The 18,748-nt window shown below is 43.0% G+C and carries 12 protein-coding genes; 6 read left to right on the top strand and 6 right to left on the bottom strand.

Annotated elements, in window-relative coordinates:
• Nucleotides 1-10 precede the first annotated feature (10 nt).
• On the bottom strand, nt 11-1,261 hold the full coding sequence (gene hflX, locus E0E16_RS01575; RefSeq protein WP_130828535.1) for a GTPase HflX: 1,251 nt from the start codon (nt 1,259-1,261) through the stop codon (nt 11-13).
• A gap of 187 nt (nt 1,262-1,448) precedes the next feature.
• Here hflX and nagB point away from each other — a divergent pair, with 187 nt between their 5' ends.
• Together nagB and E0E16_RS01565 are read left to right on the top strand one after the other, a co-directional pair.
• The gene (gene nagB, locus E0E16_RS01570) at nt 1,449-2,240 is read left to right on the top strand and encodes a glucosamine-6-phosphate deaminase (protein ID WP_130828534.1); all 792 of its coding nucleotides are present in this window, start codon (nt 1,449-1,451) and stop codon (nt 2,238-2,240) included.
• A 126-nt stretch (nt 2,241-2,366) separates the two neighbouring features.
• Complete coding sequence (locus tag E0E16_RS01565) at nt 2,367-3,356, top strand: bile acid:sodium symporter family protein (protein ID WP_130828533.1); 990 nt, start codon at nt 2,367-2,369, stop codon at nt 3,354-3,356.
• A 246-nt stretch (nt 3,357-3,602) separates the two neighbouring features.
• Here the strand turns inward: E0E16_RS01565 and E0E16_RS01560 are convergent, their stop codons facing one another.
• Nucleotides 3,603-4,616 carry a 4-hydroxy-3-methylbut-2-enyl diphosphate reductase gene (locus E0E16_RS01560; RefSeq protein WP_130828532.1) on the bottom strand — a complete coding sequence of 338 codons (1,014 nt, stop codon included), beginning with the start codon at nt 4,614-4,616 and terminating at the stop codon, nt 3,603-3,605.
• 10 nt (nt 4,617-4,626) lie between these two features.
• Nucleotides 4,627-10,206 (bottom strand): alpha-2-macroglobulin family protein, encoded by a 5,580-nt coding sequence (locus tag E0E16_RS01555; RefSeq protein WP_130828531.1) that lies wholly within the window; start codon nt 10,204-10,206, stop codon nt 4,627-4,629.
• 167 nt (nt 10,207-10,373) lie between these two features.
• Here E0E16_RS01555 and E0E16_RS01550 point away from each other — a divergent pair, with 167 nt between their 5' ends.
• Nucleotides 10,374-10,817 (top strand): hypothetical protein, encoded by a 444-nt coding sequence (locus E0E16_RS01550; protein WP_130828530.1) that lies wholly within the window; start codon nt 10,374-10,376, stop codon nt 10,815-10,817.
• Nucleotides 10,818-11,817: 1,000 nt separating this feature from the next.
• Nucleotides 11,818-13,224, top strand: coding sequence for a chromosomal replication initiator protein DnaA (gene dnaA, locus E0E16_RS01545; protein WP_130828529.1), 1,407 nt, complete (start codon nt 11,818-11,820; stop codon nt 13,222-13,224).
• Nucleotides 13,225-13,305: 81 nt separating this feature from the next.
• Here dnaA and E0E16_RS01540 read toward each other — a convergent pair whose 3' ends face one another.
• The 3 genes from E0E16_RS01540 to E0E16_RS01530 all read right to left on the bottom strand — a co-directional run bounded on the left by E0E16_RS01540 (nt 13,306) and on the right by E0E16_RS01530 (nt 17,026).
• The gene (locus tag E0E16_RS01540) at nt 13,306-13,953 is read right to left on the bottom strand and encodes a thiamine diphosphokinase (protein WP_130828528.1); all 648 of its coding nucleotides are present in this window, start codon (nt 13,951-13,953) and stop codon (nt 13,306-13,308) included.
• Nucleotides 13,950-14,576, bottom strand: a complete 627-nt coding sequence (gene pnuC / locus E0E16_RS01535) for a nicotinamide riboside transporter PnuC (protein WP_130828527.1) — start codon at nt 14,574-14,576, stop codon at nt 13,950-13,952. The genes E0E16_RS01540 and pnuC overlap by 4 nt, the downstream gene beginning before the upstream one ends.
• Nucleotides 14,577-14,644: 68 nt before the next feature.
• Nucleotides 14,645-17,026: a TonB-dependent receptor gene (locus E0E16_RS01530; RefSeq protein ID WP_130828526.1), complete on the bottom strand. Its 2,382-nt coding sequence runs from the start codon at nt 17,024-17,026 to the stop codon at nt 14,645-14,647.
• 303 nt (nt 17,027-17,329) lie between these two features.
• Between E0E16_RS01530 and E0E16_RS14095 the strand changes: the two genes are divergently transcribed.
• Both E0E16_RS14095 and E0E16_RS01520 read left to right on the top strand, forming a co-directional pair.
• Nucleotides 17,330-17,710 (top strand): hypothetical protein, encoded by a 381-nt coding sequence (locus E0E16_RS14095; protein ID WP_130828438.1) that lies wholly within the window; start codon nt 17,330-17,332, stop codon nt 17,708-17,710.
• A gap of 32 nt (nt 17,711-17,742) precedes the next feature.
• Complete coding sequence (locus E0E16_RS01520) at nt 17,743-18,588, top strand: IS3 family transposase (protein ID WP_240048166.1); 846 nt, start codon at nt 17,743-17,745, stop codon at nt 18,586-18,588.
• The last annotated feature ends 160 nt before the right edge of the window (nt 18,589-18,748 follow it).

Below are 18,748 nucleotides of genomic sequence, written 5' to 3'. Positions count from 1 at the left end.
TTTATAATCGTTAGTTGATATCCGCTTCGTAGAGAAAGTCATTATAGGGATATTTCTGAACGTGAAGTTCTCTCACCTTTTTGTATAAGATGTTTCTGAACTCGTCAATGTTTTCCTTGTTCTTAGCTGATATGAAGAGACAATCGTCATTAAGCTTTGCCATCCATGTTCGCTTGAGTTCTTCGAGGGAAATATTCTTTTGGGTCGCCGGAGTTAAGTCATCGGGTTCTTTTTCTTCCCATTGATATTTATCTATTTTGTTAAAGATAATCATGGATGGTTTATCGGCACACTCAAGGTCTTTCAATGTCTCGTTAACCACCTGAACCTGTTCTTCAAAGTCGGGATGAGAGATATCTACAACGTGCAGCAGCAAGTCGGCTTCCCTGACTTCATCCAAAGTGGATTTGAAAGAATCTACTAAATCCGTAGGGAGTTTGCGAATAAACCCTACCGTGTCTGCCAAAAGGAATGGAAGATTCTCAATGACAACTTTACGAACCGTTGTGTCAAGTGTGGCAAAGAGCTTATTTTCCGCAAAGACTTCGCTTTTAGCCAATAGATTCATGATGGTCGATTTTCCCACATTGGTATAACCCACTAAGGCAACGCGAATTAATCGTCCGCGGTTTTTGCGTTGTGTTGTCTTCTGTTTGTCGATTTCCACAAGTCTTTTTTTTAGCAGCGATATTCGTTGAAGGATGATGCGCCTATCCATTTCCAGCTGTGTCTCACCCGGTCCGCGAAGTCCCACAGTTCCTTTACCGCCACCGGCACCCGAGCCACCGCCCTGACGTTCAAGATGCGACCACAGTCTCTGCAGTCGGGGAAGCATATATCTGTATTGAGCCAATTCCACTTGTGTCTTGGCATTGGCTGTTTGTGCCCGCATGGCAAAGATATCCAAGATGAGGGAGGTGCGGTCCAATATTTTTACGCCTAACTCTTTCTCAATGTTTCTTAATTGTTTGGCGGATAGTTCATCATCGAAGATAACCATCCCAATGGGGTCTTCCTCGTCTTCCTTAACTTGTATATAGCTTTTGATTTCTTCCAATTTGCCTTTTCCTACGTAGGTGGTCATGTTCGCTCCACCGGAACGTTGGGTAAAGCGTTTGACGGTAACAGCTCCCGCAGTGTCCGCCAAGAATTCAAGTTCGTCAAGATATTCCCTTGTCTTTGCCTCATCCTGTCCTTGTGTTATCAAGCCCACAAGGACTGCTGTTTCGGCTTTTGCATCGGATATAACAAATTCTCTCATCAGGATTGTACTATAATGATGTTTGGATGCAAAGATACTAAAAAGTTAAGAGTTGTAACGAGATAGTGATGATGTTTTTCAGAACTTAATTGTTATTTTTTATAAATTATGCACCAATAATACCCTTGTTTTTTAGATATTGTTTACTTTTGTACAATAATTCAGTTTGTTGATAAATAAAAAGGCAATGAGATTAATTATTGAAAATGATTATGAGAAACTGTCGGAATGGGCGGCAAATCATGTAATCGAGCGCATTAATGCTTTCAATCCCACATCGGAGCACCCCTTTGTGCTCGGTTTGCCAACGGGTTCTTCGCCCGAAGGTATGTATGCGAATTTGGTGAAAGCCTACAAAGAGAAAAGGGTGAGTTTCAAGCACGTGATAACGTTTAATATGGACGAGTATGTAGGACTGCCTGAAAATCATCCGGAGAGCTATCACTCTTTCATGGCGCGCAACCTGTTTGACCATATTGATATTCCGCGTGAGAATATTCATATCCTTAATGGGAACGCAAAGGATTTGGAAGCTGAATGCAACCATTACGAACAGATGATTGAAGAAGTAGGAGGAATCGATTTGTTTATCGGAGGAATAGGTCCCGATGGACACATCGCTTTCAATGAACCGGGATCCAGTCTCACCAGCCGGACGCGAGAGAAAACCTTAATCACCGATACAATTTTAGCCAACTCGCGCTTTTTTGATAACGATGTGAACAAAGTGCCCAAGTATGCGCTAACTGTTGGCGTGGGTACGGTGATGGATGCGCGCGAGGTGATGATACTCGTTAACGGTCATCACAAGGCACGCGCCTTGCAGGCTGCTATAGAAGGACCGGTTACGCATTGGTGGACTATCTCTGCCTTGCAGATGCATAAACATGGAATCATAGTTACTGATGAAGCTGCTTGCGATGAACTGAAAGTAAGTACGTACAGATACTTTAAGGATATAGAGAAAAATAATTTATGAACATGTGCCGTTAATGATTGGTAGCGATTGGATGGCAAGACAAACAAAAGTTAATGGGTTGGAAAGTAACGATTTCTCGTTGTTGCTTTCCAATCTTTTTTATACCTTTGCATCAGTCTGATGCTTATGAACTTAAAAACATTACTGAAGAAATGGACGCTCCCAATGGCAATGTTGTTCGGGATTACGGTATATTTGCTCTTTGCTTTTATACCCGTTTTGGAACCGGCAGCTGTTTTGTTGTCGCCTTTCATGGACGCCATCCTCCCTTTGTTCATGTTTTTAATTCTTTATGTAACCTTTTGTAAAGTGGACTTTCGCAATCTCATTCCTGTCCGATGGCACTTTTGGGTGGGAGTTTTTCAAGTGTTTTTCGTCGCATTGATAGTCGGAGCAATACTCCTCTTCAATGTGAAGGGAAACAATCTGATATTGCTTGAGTCGATATTAACCTGCATCATAGGACCTTGTGCAGCAGCGGCTGCTGTTGTAACGATGAAACTTGGTGGCAGCTTGGAGGAAATGACAACTTATATTTTCTTGTCTAACTTCCTATGCGCCATCCTCATTCCCATTTGTTTCCCCCTGATAGAACCGGGCAACGGAATGGGATTTTGGAGTTCGTTTCTTCTAATTCTCTATAAAGTATGTGCCATATTGGTGGTGCCGATGATATTGGCGTATATAACGAAGCACTTCAAGCCTTTACACCACTTTCATCTTTGGCTGACAAACGTAAAAGACCTGAGCTTCTATCTTTGGGGTTGTTCGCTGACCATTGTAACGGGAACCACCATGAAGAACATCGTGCATGCCAATGCCGGAGTTCCGTTCCTGCTTCTCATCGCTTTCTTCGGGTTAATGATTTGTATTCTTCAATTCGCTGTCGGTCGCTACATTGGACACTTCTTTCAGAGTACGGTCAATGCGGGTCAATCACTCGGACAAAAGAATACGGCATTCGCCATTTGGATTGCCTATACCTATCTGAACCCCTTGTCTTCCGTCGGACCGGGATGTTATATCCTTTGGCAAAATATCATCAACAGCATTGAGATATGGTATTACGGTAAATATAAGACTTCCAAAAGAGGGGGTTCCGAGGTATGTACATGACCATGGTATCATGATGAAAAACTTTTACACCCACAGAGAATGGAATCCATTTTGTAACTTACTGAAAATCAACTTCATGAGCTTTTAAATCGCAAAAGGTAAGCTATCGTCCTCCAATAGCTTACCTTTTGGAGTCTGAAAGCTTACCTTTTGAATGGCAATAGCTTAGGTTTTAAAACCCTTTGGGAATAATCTTTACAAATGGTTGTTCCAACTTGCAACCCGAAGGCTCTCTTTTGTCCCTGTTTATGTTCTTCGCAAAATCTCATCGCGACACTCTTCCATCAGCCATTTCGGGGTACTCGTCGCGCCACAGATGCCAACGGTCTTCACGTTTTCGAACCATGACATTTCGATTTCGTTGGCACTTTCTATCTGATGGGAATTGGGATTTACGCTAAGACATTCATGGAAAAGCACCTTTCCGTTTGAGCTCTTGCGCCCGGCAACAAAAAGTATCAGGTCGTGGCGTGCCGCGAAGGATGAGATGTTGGGCATACGGTTAGCCACTTGCCTGCAAATCGTGTCGAAACTCTTGAAAATTGCGCCGGGAGCAATATGCTCTTGAATGTAATTAATGATTTTATGAAACTCGTTCAGGCTTTTTGTCGTTTGTGAATAGAGGTAGATGTTTCGCGTAAAATCCAGTTGTTTCACGTCCTCAAGTTTCTCTATCACCACAGCCTTGCTGTGAGTTTGCCCAACAAGACCAAGCACTTCAGCATGTCCGGGCTTACCAAAAATGACAATTTGGGCAGCATGCATATCTCCTTTGGCATTTTCTTCCGCCTCATCGGTTTCCGAAAGTTTCATGGAAGTTATCGAACAGTTTGAATTTTCCGAGTCCCTTACTAATTTTCTTTTATCGCCCTGACAGCCATTATCCGCCAAATCCTCTTTACGCGGTGGACTTGCACACCCTTTTTCATATTGATTCTTTATCCTGCGCTGTAACGCCAATACAACGGGACAGGTGGCATCGATAATTTCTATATTGTTGCGCTTTGCTAATTCGTATGTCTCCGGTGGCTCGCCATGAGCACGAAGCAGCACAGTGGCATCGTGAAGCTCTCTGAGCTGCTCGTGATTGATGGTAACGAGTCCCTTTCGGGTGAGTCGTTCCACCTCCATACTATTGTGAACAATGTCGCCTAAGCAGTACAATTTTGTACCTTTTTCCAATTCTTCTTCGGCTTTATTAATTGCCGTGGTTACACCGAAACAGAATCCGCTGCCATTGTCGATTTCAATTTGGAGCATTGTCGTTCGCCTATTCTTTCACTTCCATGGTGATACCCTTCGCCCTTCCGGAATATTCCGGTGAGTAGGCACATTGCGCCGAGCAAGTACCGGTTTGATAACTACCGCTTCGATCGATGAAATATTCAGTCTCAACGATGTGTGTCCCCTTAGACATGCTATCAAAATAGTAGTTTGTCGTGTAATCTTTTGGCGCGACATAGTAGCCACCCCACTGATATCCACTGTTCTGTTTGACAGGTTCAAGACACGCGGCACGTTTATCAATGACTTGCACGAAGTCATAATCCCTATCAGCGGTGATGGTTAGGCGAACGAGTACCTTATCGCCGACTTTCAGGCTTTTCGCCTCTTTGGGCTTATTATCCACCCCTACCGGGATGATTTCGCGCTTTATCTTCAGCCCGGAAGTGGCATCCGAGATAGCTGTCGTCGATTGGAAGAACTGCGCATAAACAGCTCCCCAACTTGTTCCGGTGCTCGTTTTTTCGACCGAGAAAGCGTGAACAGTATTGCGGAGTTCACCGTTTGAACTATCATTTACATTGATCGCCTCACTTACTTTTACGTATCCCATTCCGGCTGTTGATTTCGGAGTGGCTATGACTTTGCCGTCCAACTTCAATACACTTTCCTCTCCGTTGTCGAGTGTCATGTTTCCACCGTTCATAAATGCCCAAACGGCATTCACCGAGTTTACAGGCGTGTCCCATGACTGGGTTCGTTTGGATTGCAGAAGCCAGCGTTGCATTTCCTTGATGGTCTTATCGTCTTTCGGAGTGATGGTTTTAAAGGCCTCGATTGCTGCCACTTGCGTTGGTATCTTGTAGTCGCACCAACTATAGTAAGCCTTACTTGTATCGAAGTATCTACCTTTCTCTTCCGTGTACACCGTGTATTCCCCTATACTCTTCAAGTATTCTGCAGCTTTGGCTGTTTGTCTGTATTGCTGGAGAATAACAGCCGTATTCGCCTTACCATAGATGGTGAGTTCAACAGGCTTTTTGGACAGTAGATTAATGAGGTAAGCAATATCCGCTGTCGTCTGACGTTTTGCCAAAGCATTGCTGTAGAGGTAGTCGCAAAGGACATCGGATGGGAAAAGGTTCTTTTGTCCCTTCCTTTCAACCTTCTTCATTTCCGCTACTCGTTGGGCAACTTTCTCATCAAGATAACGAAATGCCTTATTGAGCAAATCTTTTGTTTGCGAATCAGTGGCACCCAACAAGACATTCAGGCGTGAAAGGGTTTTCACCACCTCTACTGTCATGTACATGCTACCACTCATTCCCTGCCACCATGAGAACGAACCATCGGGATTTTGCAGCTTTCGCAAACCGGACAGTGATGTGTTCAGATTGTTTCGCAATTGATTTTCATCAAAATAGCGCACTAACATTTGCTTTCTCTCGCTCTCGTCTTGGGCATCCAATACCCATGGCGTTTCGTTCAAAACCAGTTCTTTCAGTTCTTGGTTCTTTTCCAAAGACGACATCATTGAGGTTTCCTTGCCGGTTTCCGAACGCCACTTGTCAATCGTTTGCTTAATCTTCGGCGAAGCCTTCAATATCATGTTCGCCAAGGTATTCGCGTAATATGCCGAAACCAAGCTAATGGCATTTTTTTCATTTGCATCGGCAACGTATGGCAGAGCCTGCAACATCAACCAGTTGGGATTGTTAGTATATTCAATCGTCAGACGCTGATTGGTGGTGTTCTTTGGGAACAACTTCGTGAGATCAATGGTCTTCGTTCCCTTTTCGTTTTGGGTAAACGGATAAGTGTTGATGACATATTCTCGACTTGGCAAAACTGAAAGGTATTGTTGTTCACCATCCGAATAGTCCGTTCCTTTGGCAAACACGCGAACTATTAGAAGCGATTGGTCGGTTGATAATTTTCGTTCACCGGTTTCCGATAAAAGATCGGAAATGGAGAAAGTTGCCGAAGATGTTCCCTTGGGGGAAAGACTGTATGCTTTGCTTTCGCTATACAGCACTTTCTCCGTTTCGGGATCTACGATTTCTATGGTCGCAGTGCCTGTAACTTGCTTCTCAGAAGTGCTAAAAAGTCGTGCAGACAGGGTCGCTTCATCCCCCATTCTCACAAAACGAGGCATATTGGGCTGAAGCATCACCGTCTTTTGTGCCACCACATCGCCGGTAATCATCCCCGTATTGATATCCTTGTCATGAGCAAGTCCGATGAAACGCCATGTCGTCAGACTTTCAGGCAGTCTGAATTTCAGATTCACATTGCCATCTTTGTCAGTCTCCATGCGAGGATAAAAGAAGGCAGTTTCATTGAGATTTTCCCTTAATTGCACATTCCCGATTCCCGATTCGGCTCTATTCTCAGACACACTCTCCTCTTTTATTGCTCTGTCCATTTTTATCACCGGTGCGGAGAACCGAGCACCAGTTGGAGAACTTTGTTCTTTTGCTTCCATTTTCCGTGCTCCCACGTCCCCCACTGCCATCAATACGGTTCCAAATTCTTTATTTCGAGTGAAACGACGATTATAATCCATGTAGTAATATCTGCTCAAGAAACGCTCATCAAAGGTTGCAAACTTAAGATTATTGATGTTCAGCCATTTTATGGGCTTGAGAAATCCGATTGATTGTGGAGACGTTACAATGCCGGTCCACTCCGCATACGGCAGATTGCTGTAAAATGAAGAGTTAAAACTCCATACATGAGGTATGATTTGATCAAGACTCTTATCATAAAGCGTTGCCATCAGCTGGGCGGTTGCCGGTTTGCCGCTGGAATTTAGAATGGTTAGCGTCCATTCTTCCTCTTGTCCGGGTACCAAACGATCGCGGAATGTCTTCCATGCCACTCGCAGTTGTTTGTCCGGTTGCGGTCGTTCGATATTCGCTGTACAATTGTAAAACTCACCATTCTTCACCCACGCGAAAGTGAGTGTCAGTCCGTTGCCATACTCTTCCTTATAAACAAGTTTACGAGTAGTGATGGCATTGCTCTGATCTATCGCTCCGGTTTCTATTATCTTATTACCCGAATAAATGGAATAAACAATGTGCTGATCCTTATCGCTTGATCCTACCTGAATATATACCGGTTTTCCATCACGCGGGAACTGTTTTGCACTTTGATAAAACCAGTAGTGTGTCGGTGACACGGGACGTTTGTCGTCTAATGAGAAAACAACAAATTCTTTCTCCAGCGTATCTGTTCCGCATACCGCGTACAATTTATATCGTCCCGATTTCAATGACTTCAGTTTTGAGACTTCATTGGCAACTGCTTCCATGTAATCTTTCTCCACCGGTTGAGCTTGTTTTCCATAGGGCAAAATGGCATATTTCACTCTACCCTCAATGGGCTTCCCGGCAGCGTTCAGATACGTGAATTTGATAGATTTAAGACTATCGCTCAAATTTTTATCCAATAAATCGCAGGTGAAAGCAGTTGCTTTTGAACCTAACGGCAAAGACAATGACCCTTCTCTTGTCTCTCCTGCCACATCGGTTACCTTTGCTTCCGCAACAAAGTTATAGAAATTAGGTGAATAGCTGTGGTAAGGATATTTGGATATGCTTTCATTCTTCGGGAAAATGAAAGGCACATTGATTTCAAATTCTCCTTTCTCGTCGGTAGTAATCTCACCTTTGGCAAGTTGCTCATTGGCGTCTCCGGTGCGCCACCACCACAATGCAGAACGACGATTGACTGCATATTCCACCTTTGCTCCCTGAACGGGAACTCCTGAATAAGTCTTAGCCCTTCCTTTCACTTTAATTGTGTCGCCGATAGCATATTTCTTCTCATATTTATCAAACTCAACTTCGAATGTCGGGCGTTTGTATTCTTCTACATTAAAGGTCGTGGAGCCGTTGTTTCCATAACGAGCAATGATAGAAAAGCGACCCGTCAGTCCGCTCTTGGGCAGTTCAAAGTCGGCTGTAGCCGTACCATATTCATCGGTAGTTACGTCTTTTGTAGCAATTTCCTTGTAATTTGCATCGCGCAATTGCAGAGTAAGCTTACAATCTGCTTTGGCTTTGGTTTCCAATTGTTTCTCGTCCTTTGTATATACGATGACCGATGTGTGAACCGTTTGTCCCGGACGATATACGCTTCTGTCAGTAAAGACATCGCATATATTCTGTGTATTCTCGTCTTTACGATATTGAAAAGAAGTCCAAAGGTTTGAGTTCGGACACGCTTGGTCGTTTTGAGTAAAAGCGAACACCTCATCGGGCGTCACCTTATTATAGGTATAGAATGCTTCCCCCTTCTTATCGGTTGTCAGCATCTTTGTGGTTGATCTTCCACCATATCGGGAATCGAAAGTTAGTTTCAAGCTCGCATTCGCGATGGGTTGTCCCGTTGTGGCGTTCACCACAACATACCGTATCCTTTTGTTCGGTTGCTCTTCGCTCATCAGAAAGACATTAGTAACGTAGTACAAATTATATTGCATCTTCATGCCTGTCGCTGAGGAAGAAAACTCCAGCAGATAAACACCTGTTGATAGTTTAGGCAATTCAAGAGAGTCCTCAACTATTTCATAGGGTTGGCGATTGTCATATCGATGGGTTATTTTCTGTGCGGTGGAAGCTATGCAAGCCGATTTTATTCGTTGAATGTCTTTCGGGTTATAGGAGTTTAATTCTGCATTCCCATCCAATGTAGTGCGAGTGATTGTCAGTGTTAAATCATTGATGTTTCTTACTTTCAATCCTTCGATTGTTTTTTTCTTATTGGGTATTCCCATTTCCGAATCCAATGTTGCGCTGAACATCGGACAGATGAGCTCGGTGCGTTCATTCCGAAGTCGGTTCATTCCTTCCCATGCTCCCCAACGTCCCAAAGCTTTGTCAATGAAGTCTAATTTCTCTTTAGCTGAAATATTCTTATCATTCTTCAGCAACATGAACTTCCTTACAGCCACTTCTCCACAAATTGGAAGGTCGCCATAAAGCCGGATAATGGAATCCAACTTCACTGCATCAACGTTGTTCTCAGCTGCTTTCAACGCTGTGTAACAAGCCGCTTCGCGATTTCCAACCGAGGTGTAATACTTGTTTAACACTTCGTAGCGTCCACTTTCCAAGCCGATGACGTGTAACAAGTCATTATGAAAGATAGCGTCGTCTTTTCCCTTTGCTATCAATGGAACATATTCCGCAGCCTGATGTCTTGCCAACAATTCCGGATGCGCCATGGCTTTATCGAAATATAAGGTTTGACCGTTAGGGTTGGAATCGTCATCTCGCTGCATTTTGCCTAAGGCACAATAGTAAACCGCCGCGAGCACCTTGTCTTTTTCTTCAGCGTTGGCAGCTCGGCGTTCCAGTTTTGACTTCTGTACATCAAGCGAGTCTGAAGAAATTTCTGTCCACAGCCTTGTTGTCATCAGTTCCGCTGCCAACAAATTTCCATACGACTTTTCTTTTTCAGCCCTTGAGACAATCTTTTCCAAAAGCTCTATTTGAGTTTTTGGCAAGTCTTTCCTGCCGGCTTCATTCACTTGTTTCCAAAGAGTGCTATAGCTTTGGGCCCATATCCCGAGAGGTGCCATAAGCAAAATTGTTAGTATGTTGAATAATTTTCTCATATCTTAAAATGAATAAGTTATATGCAAAGATACAGCTTTAAACCAAAATTTCATCATAAATCTTAGGATTGATAATAAAAAACATTATTTTTTAAGAGTGATTTAGTATCTTTGCAGAGAACGATGGAAACATTTGCCATCCCCTCTGTCTTGAAAATGCTTTGAATATGAACATCTTAAATCTCATATTGATAGTTATCACCATTGTGATTGTGATTTACTTATCAAAACGTTCCGCAGTAAAAAAGAATAAACCGGAGCGCAATATTGCTCCGAAAAACTTTGAGAGTCTATCCTTAAAAGACGTGGAGGATGCCTTCATTGAAAACGAACTCATTACTCGGTTGGGCTTTCTGCATTACGACCTGAGCACTGCACTACCGGTGGAAGAAGAACAAGTGGGCTTGTTTGTTGGTTTTGCAAAGACTGATGAGACCCACGATGGACGAATTTGTGTTTATGACTCCGAGCATACCATTCGTGGTTACGTGGATGCCCAACCCAAATTATATGAAAGATTGATGACACAAGGTAAAACACCTGTTTACGGCTTTATAAGTCGGGAAGAGAATAAGGCGTTCCGTGGCGAGGTGTGTATCAGGGTGAGATGAGCTGTTAGCGTTTCCTTTCACTCCTAAGCCCAAATCTTCATTAGAAACCTCTTTGGTTCTTTTTTCTAATGACTGCATTGGAAATATTCAATTGTAGATGTTTGCCATTCAGCAATTTACTGACTAAAAAACATGCGCTATGAACCCGTATCACCACCTGCCTGTCGGGGAAAGACAAAAGACAAGCATATTCTTTATTTTTTAAGGGCATTGAAAATGCGAAAATCCTTACCCCTGATATGAGAAAAGTTCAATAATGTCCTAATTATTCTTCATTCATCTATCCAAAGCTAAGCTTTTGCTCCGTAAAAGCTAAGCTTTTGCATTGCAAAAGGTCATGAATTGGAGTGCAAAAGCTAAGCTTTTAAATCGCAAATAATATCATCCTGATTATCAACAGATTACAAAGCGTTTATCGGGCGTGGCTTTTGTAATATAATTTCACAATGATGGTCGGGTGGAATATTTACTACCGAGCGGCTGTTTACCATCGCCTGAACACGAAAAAGCTAAGGTTTTGCATTGCGGCAGGCAAGTTATTGGATTGCAAACTATAAGATTTGGAAAGAAAACACAAATGAATCTCTGCAAAGCTGTCTATCATAGATACCTAAAAAGACAAATTATCACGAATTATTTAAAAAGAGTCTAAATACCACCATTGAAGTTCCACACTTTAAGAGAAAGTTGTAACACAATTGAAAATCAATCTTTTTAAGTTTGTAACACAATGTTTCACCACTTTCTACCATTTCTCTGATAATTCTCTTAACAGGCTGAAAAATAGAATGTTGGAATTTAGCAATTTTAGAAATTGACAGAAAAGCGATATTCACATCTAAAAACCAAGTACATAGCACATTAGAAGAAACCAAGACAAAAAGATGCGATAGGATTTATTTAATGGTTTGCATTTTTTTTGCTAACTTTGCAACTACCTTTTGAAAAGGCAGTCGATAAAAATAACCATCGTCGAAAGACATAAAGATATTTAGTAAACATGAAAGTTCACCCCGATGCTCTCTGGGAAAAATGTCTCTCGCTTGTTAAAGAGAATGTAACCGAGCAGCAATTTGCCACATGGTTTCGACCAATCGTATTCGAGACGTTTGATACGGCTTCGAAAACGTTATTGGTTCAAGTTCCCAGTTTGTTTGTTTATGAATATCTCGAAGAGAACTACGTAGATTTAATGAGTAAGATACTCACACGCATATATGGTCAGGGGGTGAAACTGACCTATCGTGTGGTAACAGACAAAACCCACAACCTGACACAGGACATACAGGCCGACCCCATTGAGAAAATACCTACTCAACAATCTACTCAACGCGGCAACCAAAGTCCGACAGCATTGGACATTGCTCCACAGGACATTGACCCACAACTTGACCCACACAAATCGTTCAACAACTATATAGAAGGAGACAGCAACAGACTGTCGCGTTCCATCGGGTTATCCATTGCCGAACATCCTAACACCACACAGTTTAATCCGATGTTTATTTACGGACCATCCGGATGTGGAAAGACGCATCTTATTAATGCGATTGGATTGCGAACGAAACAACTCTATCCACAGAAACGAGTACTGTACATCTCTGCCCGATTGTTCCAAGTGCAATATACCAATTCGGTTTTGCACAATACAACAAATGATTTCATCAACTTCTACCAGACAATTGATATCTTGATTGTAGATGACATACAAGAATGGATGACGGCGACAAAGACGCAAGACACTTTCTTCCACATCTTCAACCATTTATTCAAGAATGGGAAGCGGATAATTTTGGCATCCGACCGCCCACCGGTAGAATTGAAAGGGATGAACGAACGTTTGCTCACACGTTTCGCCTGCGGACTGATTGCCGAGTTGGAAAAGCCCAATACACAGCTTTGCATCGACATCCTGCACAACAAGATAAAACGAGATGGGTTGGAAATTCCGGAAGATGTCGTTAAGTTTATTGCTGAAACGGCAAATGGAAGTGTGCGTGACTTGCAAGGTGTTATCAACTCTCTGTTAGCCTATAGTGTGGTTTATAATAGCAAGGTGGATATGCGACTTGCTGAAAGAATAATTAAGCGTGCGGTGAAAATAGATGATGAGCCACTCACCATTGACGACATTCTTGACAAAGTTTGTGAACACTTCAATGTAACGACCACCGCTGTCAATTCGCGCTCAAGGAAACAGGACATTGTTTTGGCGCGCCAAGTAAGCATGTATTTGGCACAGAAGTTTACAAAGATGCCCGCAAGCCGAATAGGTAAATTGGTAGGAGGACGTGATCACAGCACGGTGATACACAGTTGTTCTCGAATCGAGAAACGATTACAGGTGGACAAAAGATTTACCGCCGAGCTGTCATCGATAGAAAATTCATTTAAGCTGAAAGGATAAAAAATAAAGGGTTTGAAATCATTGCATTCTCAAGCCCTTTCATTGTTGAACGATATTTCCTTACCCTATCAACTGATGCACTTACTTCGGTTGATGGGTTCTGTAAACAAGATATGTTCCATCGGCTTCGATGGCAAAACAATCACCTACAGCCTCATTCAATGTTCCTTGCCACAATTCCCTAAAAGGATATATTTCCCATTTCAGCCCCACACTGCTAAGCTGCTTGCAATCCACCTGAAAGATACTTACTTGCTGGTGTGGAAAGGAAGCAAAACTATCACTACCCTTTGCCGGAACGAACCACCCATAATCGCTTACCATCACGGGGGCAATGTGTAAATGCGTGTAGTAATGAAGCAGGAGAGACAAATTTCCTAAAGTATGATCTTCCCGTTTCCCCATAGCTCCAAGATAGCAAAAAGCCGGTTTTTCTCCTAAATCAAAATTAGATAGAGCATATCGGGTTGCTTTTGTAAGGTCGTTGTATTCTTGTTCATCAACCTGATGATAGATGGATTTATATTTTTCCTTCAACCGTGGGGTAATAGAATCGCCATCACCGATAACCGCTTCGGGTTCTATACCTTGCAACAACAAACTTTCCAATGCCCCATCACAGGCCACGACATGGGCAGCATTCCTCAAGATACAGTTTGCTAATGAGGATTTCGGCATCTCCCCCGCAGCCACCACAACGACATCGTATCGAGTTCTTAATTCATTCATTTGCTTATTGTTGTTTGCTCGCTCATCATTCGCTTCCATTTTAAGTAGCCGGCAATGGCAATTAAGGAATAAGCAGCGTAGAGTCCGGCAGTGAATGGAATATCCTTATATACATATAACGCAGCCAATTCCACATCGACAACTATCCAAATCCACCATTGTTCCAAGTATTTCTTCGCCAAAGCCCACAACCCTATAAAACTAAGAGAGTTGCCAAAGCTATCAAGAATGGGAACAGTTGAGTTGGTAAACCTTATCAGTATAAAATATAAAGTTCCCCACGCAAAAAGGAATATTAAACAGGTGGGAAAAATTAGCTTTTTGGGGAAATGTGTTATGGGCAACTCTTCACTGTCATTATTTGCTTTCTTCCCGAACTTCCAATAAAGAAATCCGTAAACAGCAGCCAACGTATAATATATCTGCATACCGAAATCGGCATACAATCCCGCTTCATAATAGACGAATGTATAAATAATCGGCATTACGATTCCCGTCAGCCAAAGCCATATACTTGCCTTATATTCCTGATAGATGTAAATGAAACCAATGATGGTTCCCACTACATCCAGTATTCTATACGTATCTGTGTTCTGAAAAAAAGCGAAAATAGCGTCGAACATTCGTAATTTCCTTTGTTTACTACAATAGAATATATCCCCTTTCCGCCAAGAAAGGGGATATCATCATGTTAGAATCTCAATGTTATGTTACCCATCATGTTGAAACCGGCGGCAGGAATGAATCCCAACTGCGTATAGCGATTTTCATTTGGATGACCGTCAGCATCGAGAATGGTGTCGTATGCCCAACCACTAATGGCATAATGGCGATTGAAGACGTTATATAAGTCCACCCCAAAGACGATTTCCTTTACACCCAAACGCTTTCCTGTCAGGTTCAAGTTATAGCTTAGGTTGATGTTACTTTGACTGAAGCAGGGGAGCGACCGACTTGTATTCTCGGTGTTGTCCAAATATTGACTGCTCACGAAGTTTGTATGCCAAACAACTTGCGCACCTTTATAATGCAAGTTGAGAAAGCCATTGAGGATGGCTGATGGCGAAAATGCAAGCGTTGAATGGCTGTAATGGATTTTACGGAAACTGTCTTCCCAATTTTCGCTTGCCATCTCATCGAAATCCTTGACTACATTCTTGCTCAATGCCGCGTTCCCTTCGACAGTAAGCCAAGAAAGCGGACTCCATCCTGCCACAAACTCTGCGCCCATCCTGTAGCTCGACTTGATATTCGTGGTCAATGCCTCACCGATATCACTCAGCTCGCCGGTTTGGACAAACTGATTGGTATAATCCATGTAATAGAAGTTCACGCCGGCATGCCAATTGCTCCCCATGTATTGATAGCCAAGCTCATAATCGGTTAGCCTTTCCGGACTTGGACCTCCGTATTTTCCGTTATCGGTGAAGTTGTTGCGTTCCGGTTCGCGATTGGCATAAGCGATGGAGGCATAGGCTTTGTGTCCATCCTTGAAGAAACTGATTCCGGCTTTTGGATTAACAAAGTTATAACGCTCAACCACAGCGAGTTTTTGGTTGTAATAACCATTTTTATCACTATAGAACCTGTCGTTTATTCCACTTGTTTTGTATTCTACATAACGGTACTGCAAGTCGGCAAAAGCATTCCAATAGTTGTTGAAATGATAGTTTGCCTTCATGAAACCGCTGTAATCGAACTTCGTGGCATCGGAGTCATAGTATTTATAATCTTTCCCATTAGGACGGAACTTTGCATCGGCTTCCTCGTTTTTAATGTAAGTAACAAATCCGAAATGGTCGCCTCGGAATTGTTGCAGATTGAGACCGCCGATGACATCCCAATTCTCATCCTTATAATTCACGTTATACACAGCTCCATAAGTATGCTGAGACAATCCTTTCTTTCTTATGAAATCTGACTTTTTCACGAAATTACCATTCCCATCATAGAACGTAAGACCAAACTTAGAGAATTTAGAGTTTGGTTTCAGCTCACTGTAATATCCGAAGCCATAGGTGTAATGCAATGCGATATTATGACTCCAATGCGCAGAAGGTTGCCACACAGCCGACAGGATATTGTGGTTTTGGTAGAAGTTGTCGGTGGTTTTATTCCAATAAGAGCCATCGCGCATTTTGTATCTTTCGGTAATATAATTTCCATTGGCATCTTTCGCAAACGAGCCATCGGCATTGGTTACAATATATTCATAGAGCGAATTGAATTTGCCGAGTCCTTTATCATACAAGTTTTTGTAATTTCTTATTCCGGTCTTAGTCCCATAGGTCCCATCAAAGAGGCTTAAATCACCACTACCCATGACTACACCGTTCCAAGCCTGTCCCGTCTTCTCGAAGTTGCCAATGTTTTTGTAGCGAATTTGAAAGCCGTTCCCAAGAAAGGTCAGTCCACCATAGTAGGAACCTGAGCGTCCTTTCGTTCCGTGAATGAACCCATCTGTAGATGTTTCATGATAAGCCCCATCAAAGATGAGATGATTTCCGAGCAATCCCGTTGAGAAACTAACGCCCGTATTATAAGTATTGTAGGAGCCGTACGCCCCACTGATTTTTGCAGATGGCATTAAGCTTGGCGCAATCGTAGCCAGCGAGATGGAACCACCGAAAGCCCCATCGCCGTTAGTCGATGTACCAATACCGCGCTGTATCTGTACGCTTCCCAACAGTGCGGCATAGGAGTTCATGTTCGCCCAGAAAACCGTTTGGTCTTCAGGGGAATTCAGAGCCACGCCATCGAGCGTTACATTTATTCTGCTACCTGCCGCTCCTCGTATGCGCATGGCTGCAGTGCCTGTTCCCAAACCGTTTTCGCCCCATGCCAATACTCCGGGAGTTCTTGAAAAAAGGAAGGGCAATTCTCTGCCGCTCTTTGAAAAACTCTCCAATTCCGATTTCCCGATATTCGCAACGGCATAGGGTGCATTTTTCGGAGCGCGAACACCTGCCACAATCACTTCTTGCAATTCTTGACTTGCCAATGTATCTTCCGTTTGGGCTTTCATCCCTACCATACAGAAGCACGCAACAGCCAATAAAACTACTTTTTTCATTTTAAAATATTATAAATCAATGTGTAAAGGGGCGTTTCCCTACGACGGCATTATCCGTATCAGGTTCATGGGTATGTTCTCAGCCACGCCAAAGAAGGCGAGCACCCCCTTAGCTTTCAGTTTGAAAGCCGTTGCAAAAGTAATCATTTCTTGTTAAATACCCAAGCGATTATGCTTTCTTCTTTCCTTTTGTGGCGTTCAAAAGATGCACCATGATTATACATACATTAGCTGTCAGTTTGTAAAAGTGTCTTATACGGATTTAGCTTGTCACAATTCTGACTATAAAAAAAGTAAGAAATTATGACAAAACGTAAAACCCCGCGCGAATTTTCGTATTCGTTCAAGCTGCAAGTGTTAATCGATTATTATTCTAGCGGTGCTTCTCAAGCGTCCATATTGCGTAAGTGGAATGTGTCTAGTGGTTCAATGTTCCAATGGCTGAAACGTTGGCCCGTTGATTCAAAATCGTTATCTTTGCCCTCGGAAGTAATCCAGAGGTATCGTATGGCTCATAAAGAAACGAATTTGACAGACAATGAGATATTGCGCCAGAAGATAGTGAACCTCCAACACGCATTGTCTTTGGAGAAGATGCGCAGCCGTGCCTATGAGAAACTCATAGAGATAGCCGAATCCGAGGAGGGTATCAGCATCTTAAAAAAAGATGGTGCCAAACAGTAACGGCGCTGCGTGAGGAGTTTCCCGGTGTATCCGTGGAATTCCTCTGTGGGCTGTTTGGCAAGAAACGCCAGTGGTATTACGCAAGCAGCAAGCTTGTGATTTCTGAGCGGCAAAGGCGTAAACTGATAGTTGACAATGTACTCTACTATCGTGCCTGCTGTCCCGGGATAGGCGGTGTGAAACTGCACGTCCTCCTCAAGTCGGAGCTAGGTGAAGATGTTACTCATGGTCGCGACTCCTTCTTAAAACTACTTGCTTCAGAAGGACTTATGCTTCCCAAGAACAAGCGAAGACGTACAACGGACTCCAATCATCCTTATAGGAAGTATCCTAATCTTGTACAAGGTGTTACGGCAATGTATGCTAACCACATTTGGGCAGCCGACATAACCTACGTTTGGATTTACGGCAACGTCCTGTACCTCCATCTCATTACAGATGTTTACTCACATGCTGTCATAGGCTGGTGCTTATCCGAAACCATGGAGGCTATAAATACGAAGGAGGCATTGCTAATGGCAGTTAAGGCAGCCGGAGGAGGCAACCTCTGCGGAACGATACACCACTCTGACAGAGGTTCGCAATACGCCTGCCACCTATATGTTGAAACTCTTATGTGCCACCATATCAGGGTTAGTATGACAGAACGGTACAATCCTACGGACAATCCTGTGGCGGAAAGGACGAATGGAACCTTTAAGGTTGAGTGGATTTACCAGCAGGAGATGTACCGAGATTATGACCAGGCCAACATGGAAATCTCCAAGGCAATAGCCTTCTACAACTACAGACGACCGCATATGAGCATAGGAATGAAATGTCCGATGGATGTCTATAGAGGCGAACAGCCCGGGAGAAATCTTTGGAAAAAGAGATAAATGCTTGCAAAAAAGAAAAATATAAAGTATCTTTGGAACGCCGAAAATATGGCGAACGACGGTCTTATGCCATCTTCACCAAAGGTCCCAGGGGGCATCGAGCCCCCTAAGACCTTGCCGAAAATATGACGGAACTTAGGTGTTGTCCATCTTCTTTTAT

Source organism: Prevotella rectalis (assembly GCF_900607215.1).
GTDB lineage: Bacteria > Bacteroidota > Bacteroidia > Bacteroidales > Bacteroidaceae > Prevotella > Prevotella brunnea.
The sequence above is the reverse complement of the archived record's forward strand: the minus strand, read 5'-3'. Positions and strand labels throughout refer to the sequence as shown.